The 14,263-nt window shown below is 63.0% G+C and carries 12 protein-coding genes; 4 read left to right on the top strand and 8 right to left on the bottom strand.

Annotated elements, in window-relative coordinates; all coding sequences use genetic code 11:
- The first annotated feature begins 56 nt into the window (after nt 1-56).
- Nucleotides 57-1,178 (top strand): cupin-like domain-containing protein, encoded by a 1,122-nt coding sequence (locus BJQ17_RS20940; RefSeq protein ID WP_003254249.1) that lies wholly within the window; start codon nt 57-59, stop codon nt 1,176-1,178.
- Nucleotides 1,179-1,252: 74 nt separating this feature from the next.
- On the opposite strand, the gene BJQ17_RS20935 is transcribed toward BJQ17_RS20940, so the two are convergent.
- The 3 genes from BJQ17_RS20935 to BJQ17_RS20925 all read right to left on the bottom strand — a co-directional run bounded on the left by BJQ17_RS20935 (nt 1,253) and on the right by BJQ17_RS20925 (nt 4,970).
- On the bottom strand, nt 1,253-2,644 hold the full coding sequence (locus tag BJQ17_RS20935; RefSeq protein WP_054889238.1) for an aspartate aminotransferase family protein: 1,392 nt from the start codon (nt 2,642-2,644) through the stop codon (nt 1,253-1,255).
- 323 nt (nt 2,645-2,967) lie between these two features.
- Complete coding sequence (locus tag BJQ17_RS20930) at nt 2,968-4,290, bottom strand: ATP-binding protein (protein ID WP_003254253.1); 1,323 nt, start codon at nt 4,288-4,290, stop codon at nt 2,968-2,970.
- On the bottom strand, nt 4,287-4,970 hold the full coding sequence (locus tag BJQ17_RS20925; protein ID WP_004576176.1) for a response regulator transcription factor: 684 nt from the start codon (nt 4,968-4,970) through the stop codon (nt 4,287-4,289). The genes BJQ17_RS20930 and BJQ17_RS20925 overlap by 4 nt, the downstream gene beginning before the upstream one ends.
- A gap of 258 nt (nt 4,971-5,228) precedes the next feature.
- Here BJQ17_RS20925 and BJQ17_RS20920 point away from each other — a divergent pair, with 258 nt between their 5' ends.
- The 3 genes from BJQ17_RS20920 to BJQ17_RS20910 are packed head-to-tail and all read left to right on the top strand — an operon-like array spanning nt 5,229 to nt 7,860.
- Nucleotides 5,229-6,575, top strand: coding sequence for a DUF6861 domain-containing protein (locus BJQ17_RS20920; protein ID WP_070096580.1), 1,347 nt, complete (start codon nt 5,229-5,231; stop codon nt 6,573-6,575).
- An 18-nt stretch (nt 6,576-6,593) separates the two neighbouring features.
- Complete coding sequence (locus BJQ17_RS20915) at nt 6,594-7,211, top strand: GAD-like domain-containing protein (protein WP_070096579.1); 618 nt, start codon at nt 6,594-6,596, stop codon at nt 7,209-7,211.
- A 22-nt stretch (nt 7,212-7,233) separates the two neighbouring features.
- Complete coding sequence (locus BJQ17_RS20910) at nt 7,234-7,860, top strand: GAD-like domain-containing protein (RefSeq protein WP_003254259.1); 627 nt, start codon at nt 7,234-7,236, stop codon at nt 7,858-7,860.
- Nucleotides 7,861-7,876: 16 nt separating this feature from the next.
- Here BJQ17_RS20910 and BJQ17_RS20905 read toward each other — a convergent pair whose 3' ends face one another.
- From BJQ17_RS20905 to BJQ17_RS20885, 5 genes are read right to left on the bottom strand one after another with little or no spacing between them, the layout of a single operon-like run.
- The gene (locus BJQ17_RS20905) at nt 7,877-8,443 is read right to left on the bottom strand and encodes a nucleotidyltransferase family protein (RefSeq protein WP_004576177.1); all 567 of its coding nucleotides are present in this window, start codon (nt 8,441-8,443) and stop codon (nt 7,877-7,879) included.
- Nucleotides 8,440-9,411 (bottom strand): XdhC family protein, encoded by a 972-nt coding sequence (locus tag BJQ17_RS20900; RefSeq protein ID WP_003254261.1) that lies wholly within the window; start codon nt 9,409-9,411, stop codon nt 8,440-8,442. Before BJQ17_RS20900 ends, BJQ17_RS20905 begins: the two co-directional genes overlap by 4 nt.
- A gap of 3 nt (nt 9,412-9,414) precedes the next feature.
- Complete coding sequence (locus tag BJQ17_RS20895; protein ID WP_003254263.1) at nt 9,415-10,626, bottom strand: cytochrome c; 1,212 nt, start codon at nt 10,624-10,626, stop codon at nt 9,415-9,417.
- Between the two features lie 2 nt (nt 10,627-10,628).
- Complete coding sequence (locus BJQ17_RS20890) at nt 10,629-11,165, bottom strand: (2Fe-2S)-binding protein (RefSeq protein ID WP_003254265.1); 537 nt, start codon at nt 11,163-11,165, stop codon at nt 10,629-10,631.
- Nucleotides 11,158-13,989, bottom strand: coding sequence for a xanthine dehydrogenase family protein molybdopterin-binding subunit (locus BJQ17_RS20885; RefSeq protein WP_019750819.1), 2,832 nt, complete (start codon nt 13,987-13,989; stop codon nt 11,158-11,160). Before BJQ17_RS20885 ends, BJQ17_RS20890 begins: the two co-directional genes overlap by 8 nt.
- Nucleotides 13,990-14,263: the final 274 nt, after the last annotated feature.

The raw sequence follows: 14,263 nt of genomic DNA, 5'->3' as shown, positions 1-14,263 counted from the left end.
GCCCGGCCACACGCACCCATGCCAACCCTGCACAACGACAACCGACGAGGCTTACCGTGGACTTTCAGCGCATACTCGAAAAACTGTTCGTCAATGCCCATGCCGTCGGTATCGAAGGCGTGTTCCAGTTCGACTTCGGCCAGGGGCTCGCCTACTGGTCGGAGGTATGCGACAACCCATGCACGGGGGGGGGCCGGCATGAGGCTCCGGACGTCACGATCGAAGTGGCCCAGGATGACTTCCTCGGCATCATGGCGGGCGCTGTCGACGTAGAGGAGCTGTTCGCCAGCGGACGCCTGAAAATAACCGGCAACATGGGCCTGGCGACCCTGCTGCCGCAGGTTATCAGCAGCGCGCGGCAGGGCACGACCGCCAGCAAGGCCGCGATGAACCAGCGCTACCCCACGCCAGGACGCTACAGCGAGGAGGTCTCGGCAGCCCAACCCGCGCTGCATGAGGTACAACGCCTGTCACGGGCCGAAATGCCGCCGTCGCGGTTTCACCATGAACACCTTTCAACGGGCGTGCCAGTGGTGCTGAGCGATGCCCTTGGCGACTGGCCGCTGTTCACCATGGGCCGTGACGCTTCGCTGGCCCACTTTGCCGAGCTGCAGGGCATCACCCGGCATGGTGACTACGTGAAGAAGACGTTCTCTACCGACCGCGACTTCCGCGCCACCCCCATGGCCGACTTCATCGCTTCGCTCGACAAGCCGGCCAAGCCCGGCGAGCCGCCCGCCTACATGGGCAACAATATCGTGCCGGAAAAGCTGCAGGCTCTGATCCGCTACCCGGACTACTTCGATCGCCAGCGCTTCATTCCACCGCGCATCTGGATCGGTCCCAAAGGCACCCTTACACCCCTGCACCGGGATGACACCGACAACCTGTTCGCCCAGGTCTGGGGGCAGAAATCGTTCATTCTGGCAGCACCGCACCATCGCGCCGCACTGGGCACCTGGTCAACCAGCCCGAAGGGCGGCCTGGACGGCTGCGATTTCAACCCCGATGCCCCCGACTACGAACGCTTCCCCGAAGCCCTTAAGGTGCCCTTCCTGCGTGTGGTATTGCAGGCCGGCGACTTGCTGTTCCTGCCCGAGGGCTGGTTCCACCAGGTAGAGTCAGTGTCCACGTCGCTGTCCGTGAACTTCTGGGTAGACTCCGGACGCGGCTGGTAACCGGCGTGACGGCAACCTGATCTTGATGGGCCATTGGCGCAGGCGATGGGCCGCAACGCGGCCCTGACAAAGGTTCAGACTGCCGCGATCAACGCCTCTGCAAAGCGCTGCGCCACGTCATCGATCTGCTCAGCGCTGATGATCAACGGCGGCAGGAAGCGCACCACCGCGCCATGCCGCCCGCCCAGTTCCAGGATCAACCCGCGCTTGAGGCACTCGCGCTGCACCTTGGCCGCCAGCTCTCGGTTGGCCTGTGGATACCCCAAGGCATCCCACTCGCCCTGCGGCTCCACCAGTTCGACCCCAAGCATCAAGCCACGCCCACGCACATCACCCAATTGCGGATAGTCGCGTTGTAATTGCTGTAAGTGCTGACGCAGGCGCAGCCCCATGGCCTCGGCATGCTCGGCCAGGCGATGCTCGACCAGGTAGTGGATCACCGCCGAACCCGCCGCCATGGCCATCTGGTTGCCACGGAAGGTACCGGCATGGGCGCCCGGCTTCCAGGTGTCCAGCCAGTCGCGATAGACGACTACCGCCAGCGGCAGGCTGCCACCGATGGCTTTGGACAAGGTGACCACATCGGGCACGATGCCGGCGTGCTCGAAGGCGAACATGCGCCCGGTACGGGCGAAGCCGCTCTGGATCTCATCGACGATCAACGCCACGCCCGCCTGCTCGGTAATGCGCCGCACGCCCTTGAGCCATTCGATGTCGGCCGGAATTACCCCGCCCTCACCCTGTACCACTTCGAGGATCACGGCGGCGGGCAGCGGCACGCCGCTTTCCGGATCGAGCAGCAGGTTTTCCAGGTAATGCAGGTTGGCCTTGACCCCGGCCTCACCACCCAGGCCGAACGGGCAGCGGTAGTCGTAGGGGTACGGCATGAACTGCACGCCGCTGCTCAGCAACGCACCCAGTGGCTGCTTGGGGCCAAGGCTACCCATCAGACTCAACGCGCCCTGGCTCATGCCATGGTAGGCGCCGTGGAAGGCCAGCACGGTGCTGCGCCCGGTTGCACCACGCACCAGTTTGAGCGCCGCTTCAACGGCGTCGGTACCGGTTGGGCCGCAGAACTGCACCTTGGCCTCGCGACGCAGCGCCTCGGGCAGGATGCCGAACAGGTCCTGGACGAAACGGTCCTTGACCGGTGTGGTCAGGTCGAGTGTATGCAGCGGCAGTTCGTCAGCCAGCACGCGCTGGATTGCCTCGACTACGACCGGGTGATTATGACCCAGGGCCAAGGTGCCAGCGCCGGCCAGGCAGTCGATGAACTGGCGGCCTTCGACGTCTTCGACATGGATGCCCCGGGCGCGCTTGAGCGCCAGCGGGATGCGCCGCGGGTAGCTGCGGGCGTTGGATTCCTGCTGTTGCTGGCGTTGCAGCAAAGGCGAATCGGTGAATTCGTACAAGGGTTGCGGCAAGCTGGCCGGTGCAACCTGGGCAAGGCTGGAAGCGGTGGACATGGGTGAATCCTCGCAAGCAAGCGGATGGGCGGTTATCGCTTTGGAAACGCTTGAGTGGGGGGAGGATTTAGCGGTTGTTACTGGATTTTATTTTTGTCTGTGCCGGCCCTTTCGCGGGTAAACCCGCTCCTACAAGGACCGCACCGCCCGTAAGAGCGGGTTCACCCGCGAAGAGGCCAGCACAGACAAACCCGCCCCACAGACCGCACCCCCCGTAGGAGCGGGTTCACCCGCGAAGAGGCCAGCACAGACAAACCCGCCCCACAGACCGCCCCCCGTAGGAGCGGGTTCACCCGCGAAGAGGCCAGCACAGGCAATAAACATCAATGCACCGGACGCGCCGGTACCCGCAACAAGACCCGCAAGCCGTCACTACGGCTGTCAAAGCGCAGGCTACCGGCACACCGCTGCACGATTGCCTGCACTATCGCCAGCCCCAATCCGCAACCACCACTCTGCCCATTACGCCAGAAGCGCTCGGTCAGGTGCTCCAGGTCCGCTTCGGCAATCCCTGGCCCATGGTCACGCACCATGAAGCCCACTTGGCCGTCTGCCATCTGCACGTCCAGCTCTACAGCTTCATCACCGCCATGACGCAAGGCGTTGTCCAGCAGGTTGCGCAGTGCTGCCACCGCCAACGGTGCCGGCATGCCCAGGTAGATTTGCGTAGCCTCCTCAGGCAGACGCAGCACGATACGCCGGTTGTCGCCGCCGCCCGCATCCTGCATCGCCTGCCGCGCCACCTGCTCGGCGCTGCACTGCACGCCATCCTCAAACGACAGGCTGCCTTCCACCCGCGCCAGCATCAGCAACTGCTCAAGCGTGCGGTGCATGCGGTCGGTGCCCTGCTCGGCATGTTCCAGCGCCTGCTCGCGCACTGCACCGTCGGTCATGCGCGCCACCTGCAGGTGGGTCTTGATCGCGGTCAACGGGCTGCGCAGTTCATGCGCGGCATCGTCGGTCAGGCGCCGCTCACGCTCGAGGGTCTGAGCAATGCGCAGGAACAGCTGGTTCTGGGTCTCCAGCAACGGCTGTAACTCGCTGGGCATGCCCGCCACCTGCAGCGGCTCGACACTGTCCGCACGCCTGCGGCGCAAGGCATCACGCATGCGGTTGAGCGGCTCCAGGCCCTTGCCAAGGCCGATCCACAACAGCCCCAGGCTGCCAAGCAGGGCCATCAATACCGGCGCCGATGCCGCCAGCAGAATCGACTGGTTCAGCGCCTCGCGCTCCATGTGCCGGTCGGCCGTGGTGATGCGCACATCGCCGTGGTTGTAGGTAAAGGTGCGCCAAAGCGCATCGTCGATGGTCTGGTCACGGAACCCGCTACGCTCGTCGTCCATGGCGCCATCGTGCTTGTGGTTGCTGGCGAGGATCTCGCCACGCAGCGAGCTGACCTGGCAGGCCATGCCGTCCGGTACGCTGAACTGGTCGGCGGAAAAATGCGCCTCCCCGCCCTTGGCAGTCAGCGGCTGCGGCAACTGGTCGATCAACCCGGCGACCATACGCGCCGACGCCACCAGGCGCTGGTCGAGGGAAAACATCATCTGCTGGCGCAGGTCACGCAGCATCCACGCCGCGGCCAGCGCCCAGATGATCACGAAGGCGCTGCCGAGGATCAGGCTCAGGCGTACCCGAAGGCTCATGATGCGGCCTCTTGCGGTGCCTGCGCCGGGCCCAGCCGGTAGCCCAGGCCACGCACGGTCTCGACAATGCCGTTACCCAGCTTGCGACGCAGGTGGTGGATGTGCACATTCAGGGCGTTGCTCTCGACCTCGTCGCTGAAACCATATACGCAGTCCTTCAGTTGCTCGCTGGACAGCACGCGCCCGGGGTTCTGCAGCAGCGCCTGGAGCAGGGCCTGCTCACGGCGGGACAGGTCGACATGCTGGCCGGCCAAGGTCGCCTCGCAGCTACTCGGGTCATAGCGCAGCGGGCCGTGCTCGATCACGTTCACCGCCCGCCCGGCCACCCGCCGCAGCAAGGTATGCAGGCGTGCGGCCAGCTCGCGCAGATCGAAGGGCTTGAGCAGGTAATCGTCGGCACCGGCCTGCAGGCCATCGACACGATCGGTGACGGCATCGCGGGCGGTGAGCACCAGTACCGGCAGGGTCTCGCCTTTTTCGCGCAGGCGGCGCAGCAGCTTGAGGCCATCTTCGTCGGGCAGGCCGAGGTCGAGGATCATCACGTCGAACTGCGCGGCCTGCAGCATCGCTCGCGCAGCGGCGGCGTTGCCAACCCGGTCCACGGTCAGGCCCTGAGCGGTGAGGCCGGCGCAGATGCCGGCGGCGATCAGGTCGTCGTCCTCGCAGAGCAGAACGTGCATGGTGGGGCTCCCGGAGTGGTGTGGCTGGTATTGCACCTTGGGCGGATTAAGGGGGGATTATGGACCTTTTGGGGAGGGCTTGGGGGAGATCGATCTCCGCGCGGGTCGCCACCCTGCCCCTCGCAGCCTCAACGCCAATTCCCGAGCTTCTCGAACACAACAGAAACGAAGTCGCCTTTTCCTACAACTGATCTAGAAACCTCTGATCCGAATCCATGATGGGATTTCCCCCTGCACGCGCTGTCAGGGAGACACCTCATGTACCTGGATTACCTCGTGCCCTCCTGGCACGAGATCGAGTCACGTGTCATCGCCGTGGTGGGCTACCCAAGCGGTGGCCAGTTCCGCACCGGCCTCAATGAAGAGGTCGCCTCGCTGGGCCTCAACCTGCGCCGGATCGAAGCTGTCCGCACAGCCTTCTACCACGCCGAATGGCAGGCGGCGAACATGCTACGCCAGCGCTTCGCCGACCTCGACATCAACAGCATCATCGACGAACTGCTGAGGGTCGTGCAGCAGATGGCGATGATCGTCGCCGGCAGCACCATTACCGGTGGTTTGCTTGGCGCGGGGGTAGGCGCATTCGCCGGCGGCGCCGGAACCATTCCGTTCGCTGGCGCAGGCGCGGCCATGGGCCTCAAGGTCAGCGGCTGGATCCTCGGAGCGCTGGGGCTGGCCTCCATTGCCGAGTTCTTCGTCGAGGGCTTACCGCGTATCGGCGAGTACTACGTCGATGGCATCCGCTTCGCCTGGGAAGGTACCTGCGGCAATGAAGGCACCGGCCCGTTCTGCCGGGACGACCCCTATGCGATATCCCGGGCCACGCATCAAATTGCTCAAGGCCATGTGGAAGTCGTGGTGCTGTTGTTGGGGGCGATCGTGTCGTACCTCACCCGCGGGCGCGGCGATGCCCGAGTGCTGGCCCAGGAGATGGCGGCCAGCCGCAAAGGCGCGCGGTTGGGGCAATGGATGCTCCAGCATGAAGAGGGGTTGAAGAAACGGCCGGATCTGCAGGTGCCGGAGCGGCGCAAAGGGGCGATGGATGATCCGCAGCCAGTTCAGCCGAATCGGCAGGCGGGAAATGACAAGGAGCACCCCACAGGGAAGCCCGGTAGCATGCCGTTGCATACGGTGGCATGTTTCAAGGCGGATAAATTGTCAGCATCGAAGCATGGCGAGTTTGAACGGCAGTTGAAGGGGCAACAGGATGGGTTGAATCGGCTGACGGTTGAGGAGTTTTTGGAGAATGTTGCCAATCCTGTAAAGCGTGACCCTACGGTCGCACGCGCTGCACGCAGGGATCTACAAGACCGGTTGGAAAAAAGAATCAACAAGGAGCTGCTCGCCGAAATGAGCCCAGCAGAAGCAACTAGACTGTCGACCATAAAGGCGAAAGAGACGATGGCCACCTTGGCCGCGCTACACAATCCCGACTTAAGCGCGGGTGGCAGAGACATGATCTCAGACTTTGGCGACAGGCAAGTCAACTCCAGCATTGGTGCTCAATGGCGAAACAGACTAGCCAGCATAAAAGAGGCTGCGGAAAAATCGCCGAAATTCGGCACCCACTCGACTTACATGAATGTAAGACTTCATAAGTGCTAACGATAAGAGGCATCGCAAATGGATGAGGTATTCTCCATATTCCTTGACAATATAGGCGCGCCTTTTTCGCGTCGAGAGGTGCCCCCCTCCAGCATTGATCGCTATAACGGAAAACTTCCAGAGTTGTTACTTGCATACTGGAAAGAGCATGGATGGTGTGGTTTTGGCGAAGGTATATTCTGGCTGGTTAATCCACAGGAGTATGAGGGCGTTGTCTCATCCTGGACCGAGGGCACCCTCCTTGAAAACCGGGACACTTACCACTTGATTGCCAGAAGCGCTTTCGGCGACCTGTATCTTTGGGGAGAGAACAGTGGCTTTTCAGTAAAAATCATAAGTCTTCTGTCCCGTTACACAGGTGAAAACTGCACACTCACTGAAACGGAAGCAACCAGAGAGGTCCAAAGCTTCTTTCTATCAAGAAAAAAAGAACACAACGACTTTGAAAGCCTTTTTGAGCCCGCGAAGAAAAAGCTGGGCATCTTGAAAGAAGATGAGATATATGCATTTGTTCCTGCATTGATGCTGGGAGGGCGCCCCGACCTCAAAAACCTGGAAAAACTTAAAGCAATAGAGCATTTAATTTTGCTGTCTCAAATCACCGAACTCGAACCCTACAGCTTCTCTGACTTCTGAGCACACAAAAGGACCTAAACGAATGGATGTCATCTTCAGCATTTTCCTGGAAACCTTCGGCGAACCCATCGGCCAGCAACCCGTACCACCTGCCGCTGTCGATCATTACCAAGGCAAACTCCCCAATCGCCTCCTTGAATACTGGCAAGACCACGGCTGGTGCGGCTACGGCGGCGGCTTGTTCTGGCTTGTAAATCCTCAGGAATACCAGGGTGTAGTGGCCTCTTGGTTGGCAGGTACGCACTTCGAAGCATGCGACACTTATCACCTCATAGCCCGCAGCGCTTTTGGCGACCTGTACCTATGGGGTGAGAAAACCGGTTCGGTGCTGACCATCGCGGCCTACCATTCCCGTTACCTCGATGGCGCTCACAGCTCAGGCGACGAAGAACGGGACAACAAGATCCACGGTTTGCTCATGTGGCTGATGACCGAGTGCGTCTACTTCGACGACCTGTTCGAACCTGCCAGGGAACGGCTCGGCACCCTGGGCTCAGACGAAATGTATGGCTTTGTCCCCGCCTTGATGCTGGGAGGCCCAGACAGCCTTGAGCGTCTTGAAAAGCTGAAGGCAGTGGAGCATCTGGTGCTGCTTTCCCAACTGAGCGAACTCGAACCCTATGAACTCACTGGCGAAGAAGATGAATAGCCTTTGACGAACGCATTCAAGGGCGCACCGCATCCGGCCTATCGACATCCTGCAACACACCGGCATCCTGCACCTCTAGCCTGACGCAAACCGCTGGGTTGGCCTTGACCACCGAACGCGCCCCTTCATCACCCTTCAGCCGGGCAAGCGCCGGCCAGAAATCGCGCCCGAACAACACCGGATGGCCCTGTCGTCCAGCATGACAAGGCAGGACTATCGTTGACCCACTGGCCTCGCGTGCAAGCAAATCCAGGGTCGCGGACGCCACCCAGGGCATATCACCCAACAGAATCGCTACTGCCTGCGCCTCGCTGTCAGCCAGCGAAGCGGCACCGGCCGCCAGGCTATGGCCCATGCCCAATGTGAAATCCGGACTGGAGACCACCCTGCACCGCGCAGGCAACCCCAGGTCCACGCCTCGCTCCCCTTCACGCAACACCACCCGCACATCATCGAACACTGCGCAGGCGCTCTCTACGCTGTGTACCAGCAAGCTTCGACCGTCAGCCAGCAGCGAACGGCGCTTGTCAGCGCCGAAACGCACACTGCTGCCTGCCGCCAATACCAACGCAACCACGCTCACAGCGCCGCCCGCTCGATGCCATTGCGCGCACGAAGGATATCGGCCAGTACCGCCAGGGCGATCTCGGCCGGGGTCTTGCTGCCCAGGTTCAGGCCAATCGGCGCATGGATGCGCGCCAGCTCGTCGCAACCCAGGCCACCAATTCGCTGCAAGCGTTCGCGACGCTTGTCGGAGGTGGCCTTGGAGCCCATTACGCCGATGTAGAACGCTTCGGTCCGCACGGCTTCAAGCATGGCCAGGTCATCGATTTTTGGATCATGGGTCAATGCCACCACTGCCGTATCGGCATGGCAACCGCCATTGGCGATGAATTCCGACGGCAGCTCGCGGCGCACCTCTATGCCATTCAGCACTACGCCGTCGAGTACTTCGTCACGCGGCTCGCAAAGGATGACCTCAAAACCCAGCCCCCTGCCGAATTCGGCGCAAAAATGCGCCACGCTGGAATAGCCGGCCAGCAGCAGCCGCTGGGCGGCGCCGACACGCAAGCGCACCCGGGCATTTTCCCGTTCGACCCGTGGCCCCTGACTATGGTCATCGAGCAGCTGGCGGGTACCCGTTGGCAGGCTCACCTCACGCAGTACCCGGCGCTGGCCCAGCAGCGCACGTTCCAACTCACGCAGATGCGCCTGCACCTCGCATTCAACCGGCAGGTTCTCCACCAGCACTTCCAGCACACCGCCACACGGCAGGCGAACGCGCGAACGCGGGTCGCTGCCGTCGCCATAACGCACGATGGCAACCGGCTCCGGGAATTCCCCCAGGGCCACGCGTTCGAGAAAGTCGTCTTCGACACAGCCACCGGACAGCGAGCCCAGCCACTGGCCGCTGGCGTTGACCGCCAGCAGCGAACCCGGCGCACGCGGCGCCGAGCCGTAGGTGGCGAGCACCGTGCACAACCATACCCGCTGGCCGTTGCAGGACCACTGCAAAGCCTGACGGATCACCTGGAGATCGAGATGCTGCACGCTTTACTCCGCCTTCAGCTCGGCGAGCTGCTGTACGTTCAGGTCGCCGGGCAATCCACCCCAGGCCTGGCGCAGGTAGTTGACCATATCTGTCACCTGTTGGTCATCAAGCTTGTCGGCAAAGCCCGGCATCGGCTGCATGCGCTCGAAGCCGGTGAACTGCTGTTCACGGATGCCCTCGAGGACCACCTTGACCAGATTGCGCGAGTCGGCCTGGCGCAGCACGGTGTTGCCGCGCATGGCCACGGCGATGTGCGGCTTGCCCTCGCCGTCGACACCATGGCAGCCGGCGCAGACGTTCAGGTACTGCTGGTGGCCCCGCTTGGCACTGTCGCTCATCTGCTCCAGGGCAACGGCCTCGATAGCCTTGGCCGGCGGCGGCTGGTCACCCAGCAGGTAGGTGGCCATGGCCGCAAGGTCTGCATCTTCCAGGTGCTGGGTGCTGTGGTGCACCACCGGGAACATCTCGTTGAACATGCTGCCTTGGGCGCTGATGCCGTGCTTGAGGAAGGTGGTCAGGTCCGGCTGGGTCCAGCCGCGCTCGGCCAGGTCCTGGGCCAGCAGGCTTGGCGCCAGGTAGCCACCCAGCAGGCCGCCGCTCAGGCGCTGGTCCTGCTGCAGCGCACCGATCGGGTTGCGCGGGGTATGGCATTCGCCACAATGGCCCATGACCTCGACCATGTACTGGCCGCGCTGCCAGGCCGGGCTTTTGCCCTCGGTCGGCTGCAGTTGCACGCTCTTGCCATACAGCATGTTCCAGCCGCTGAGCCCCATGCGCACATTGAACGGGAAGCGCAACGCGGTCTGCGGTGCCGGGCGGTTGATCGGCGGTATGGTCATCAGGTAGGCGAGGATCGCGTCCGAGTCTTCACGCTTGATCAGGTGGTACGAGGTGTAAGGCATCGCAGGATAAAGGTTGGCGCCGTCCTTGCGCTTACCCTCGGTGACTGCGGCGAAGAACTCGTCGGCGCTGTAGTTACCGATGCCGTACTGTTTGTCCGGGGTGATATTGCTGCCATAAATGGTGCCGAACGGCGAATGGATCGGCAGCCCGCCCGCATACGGCGCGCCGCCTTCGGCAGTATGGCAGGCCATGCAGTCGGCCGCGCGGGCCAGGTATTCACCGCGCTTGACCTGCGCATCGTCGGCCGCCAAGGCAAACGAACTGACCGCCAGCCCGAGGGCCAATGCCGAGGCGCTACGTACGAAGCCCATGTTCAACCCTCCTTGACCAGGCCGAGATCGTTGAGCACCTTGCGGGTGGCATCGTAGTAACGCACGTAGCCTGTGCAGCGGCAGATGTGGTGACCAAGGCTGGCCTCGATGCGGTCTTCCACTTCGCTCTTCTTCAGCGGCTGGCGCTGGGCCGTTTCCACCAGCACGGTTGCGGCGTTGACGAAGCCTGGTGCGCAGTAGCTGCACTGGAAGGCGAACAGGTCGACGAACTTCTGCTGGATCGGGTTGAGCGTCAGGTTGCCGGCCTCGTCTTTTTTGGCATGGCCTTCGATGGTGCGAACCTTCTTGCCTTCGAAGTAATGCGCACCGGTGATGCAGGTGCGCACTTCTTCGCTGGTGCCGTCGGGGTTGTCGACGATCACCACGCAGGCGTGGCAGATGCCCTGGCCGCAACCCAGGCGCGAGCCGGTGAGGTTCTGGTGTTCGTGCAGGTAGTCGATCATCGCCAGGTCCGCGGGGACCTCGACCGGCCCGACCGGTTGACCGTTGAGCGTCAGTTGCAGTGGACGGTTAGCCATTGAGGGCCTCCTTGATACGGGCTGGGGTGATGGGGAGATCGCGCACGCGCTTGCCGATGGCATGCGCGACGGCATTGCCGATGGCACCGACGACCGGGATCATCACCACTTCGGCGATGCCCTTGGAGGGGTCGGTCGGTGACAGCGGCGGGAGGATTTCGCTGGTCTGCTGCCACACCGCCACATCGCGCGCATGCGGCAGGCGGTAGCGGTTGAAGTTCCAGTCGCCCTCCCCGGGCCCACCCTCGTACAACGGCATTTCTTCGGTCAGTGCATGGCCAATGCCCATGGCGATACCGCCTTCGAGCTGGCCCTTGACCAGTTCCGGCACCAGCACCCGGCCACACTCGACCCAACTGTGGTGGTTGAGCACCTGCGTCTCCAAGGTGCCTTTGTTGACCTTGACCTCGACGATGGTCGCCACCGGGCTGTAGTAGGTGACCATGGCGTTGTTCAGCTGGGTGTCGGGGTAGGCCGCATTCTGCCGGTCGAGCAGGTGATAGCCATGGCTGCCCATCTGCGCCTTCTTGGCATTCACCGCACCATCGCCGTACTTCACCGCCATGGCATCGAGCGGGAAGCGCTCGCGCACGCCATCGATGACAAAGTCGGCCTCGGCCCAGCTCCAGCGGTTGAAGCCGTGCACGCTCACGCCGGTAACCAGCCCCATGTCGTGGGCCTTCTGCGCCAGCTGGGCAAACGGAATCGGCGCCAGGCCGTTGCCGGTCAGCTCACCGTTGACCCACACCGCATTTTCACGGCGCACCACCAACGGGTTGGCCTGGCCGCCGTGCGGGCCCTGGCTCCAGATCGCCATGGCCGCCGGCCACAACCCATGATTGAACAGCACACGCGCCGCTTCGCGGGTGGCATGGCTGAAGTAGAACGCCGAGTTGGTCGCCGACGATGGCGACGCCAGCTTGCCGACCCAGCGCGGGTTGCGCAGCGCGGCGTCCTGCTCCGGCTGGCTGATCAGGTACGGGTTTCCGCTGGTGCTCAATTGCAGCTCTGGCCATTCGGTGACTGCAGTCTTCACCTCGTCGGCCGAACGGCCGAGGAAATCGCTGACCACCAAAGCCTGGGAGGTGGACATGCCGGTGCCCAGCTCGGTGCCGATATGGCGCAGGCTGATGCGGCCATCGGCGCTGAACTCGACACTGGCCATCGGCGCCTCGGAACCTGTACCGAAGTCCTTCTGGCAGATGGCGAAGCCGACGCCGTACCAGTGGTCCGGGTCCTTGGCGTCCATCTGTTGCTTGCGTGCATCGCGGTTGCGCCACCACTCGTGCACAGCGGCCTTGTCGAGGATCTCGTACAGGCGCAGGGCGCCGGCCGGGACCGCACCCTGGGTGTTCTTCATGCCCGACTTCAGCGCGTTGGCGCGGCGCAGGTCGATGGCATCGACGCCCAGGCGGCCGGCGATCTCATCCACCATCATCTCGGTGGCCGCCATGCTCTGCAGGGTGCCGTAACCGCGCATGGAGCCGGCCTCGACGCCACGGGAATAGTAGGCGGTCACCGACAGGTCGTTCTGTGGCATGTAGTAGATCGACTGCGCTGCCGTGGCGCCCACGGCTGCCACCGACGGGCTGTAGTTGATGCGCCCGCCGCCGTCGCAGCTCATGTCGGCGCGGAAGATCTTGAAGCTGTTGTCCTTCTTGTCCACCGCCAGCTGGTAGCGGATATCGAAGGCATGGCGCTTGATACCGCTCTGGAACTGCTCGTAGCGGTCGTTGGCCAGGCGGATCGGCACGCCGGCGCCGTAAAGCGCAGCCACCGCGGCATAGAAGACGAAGATGTTGTTGTCTTTTGAGCCATAGCCCACGGTATAGCCCGGATGCATGTTCAGCGTGTTCAGGGCAAAGCGCGACGGCTTGATCATGTGCACGCATTCCTGCGCCACTTCGAACGGGCACTGAGTGGCGACCACGAAGTGCAGCGTGCCCGTGGCCGGGTCATACCAGCCGTTACCGTTGTCCGGTTCCAGCGCGGCAGGTTCGATGGACGGCGTCTTGTAGCGCTCGTCGAACACCAGCCAGTCCTCGGGCGGGTTGTCCAGCTGCTCGGCCATGCGCTTGGCGTAGAACAACCCCTGCTCGGTCAGGTCGCCGTGCTGGTTGGGCTGCTTCGACCACACCGGCTTGCGGTTGAGAATGGTGGGGAACAGCATGGAGTTCTTCAGGCTAGAGAACTCATCGTCGTCGAACGGCGTGGCGCCGCCCACCCGCACGAAGCGGAAGCTGCCATAAGGGTCGCGCTGGTACAGCGGCGCCTGGGCACCGTAACGGATCGCCTGCTGATTGAACTGCAGCTTGCGCTTGGCTTGGCGGAAGCGCTCGAAGTCGTGCCAGATCAGGATCGCCACCGGGTGGCCGATGAACATCGGCACCTTGCCGGGCGGCAGCAGCGGGTCGGGCGAATGGGCCTCGGGCCAGGCAATGCCGTCCTGTTCGAGGTCGGCGGCTGTGACGATGCGGTCCGGCTGCAGGTCGGTGCCGAGCAGGCTGAGGTCATGCCCGGCATAGATACGATCAACCGTGGTGGCCTTGAGCAGCAGCGCATGGCCCTGCTGCGCGGGCCACCCGGGCATGTCCTTGGCGCGGATGTCGCGGGCGAACACTTTGTCGCCGCAGACCTTGGACAAGGCATCGTTACGGAAACGCGCCTTGCCGTCGTGGTTCATCCACTTCTGCGGCGAAGTGGTAACGCGCTCCTCCATCAACGCGGCGAAGGCCTGGCTGCCAAGTGGCGCCATGGTCACGCCGACACCAGCGATCAGGCCGCCTTGCAGGAAGGCGCGCCGGGAAATATCACGGTTGGACATGCTTGATCCTCTGGGCAGTTGGGGCCTGCCCTTTCTTTTGATTCTTGGCCTGGCTTGAGAAAAGCTGACCTTGGCGTCAACTTTACAGCAATTGGGTGGATATAGGCAAAGTCAAGCCGACAATGTGTCGCGGTGTGTATAGGACAAGGGGCGGACTTCGCGCTTTGGCGGGTAGGTGTTTGGCGGGAGATTTTCAGCGCCTGGTAGGTGTTCGCCGCGAGAGTTTCAGCGCCTGGTAGGTGTTCGCCGCGAGAGTTTCAGCGCCTGTGAGATC

Source organism: Pseudomonas sp. NBRC 111139 (assembly GCF_001753955.1).
GTDB lineage: Bacteria > Pseudomonadota > Gammaproteobacteria > Pseudomonadales > Pseudomonadaceae > Aquipseudomonas > Aquipseudomonas alloputida.
The sequence above is the reverse complement of the archived record's forward strand: the minus strand, read 5'-3'. Positions and strand labels throughout refer to the sequence as shown.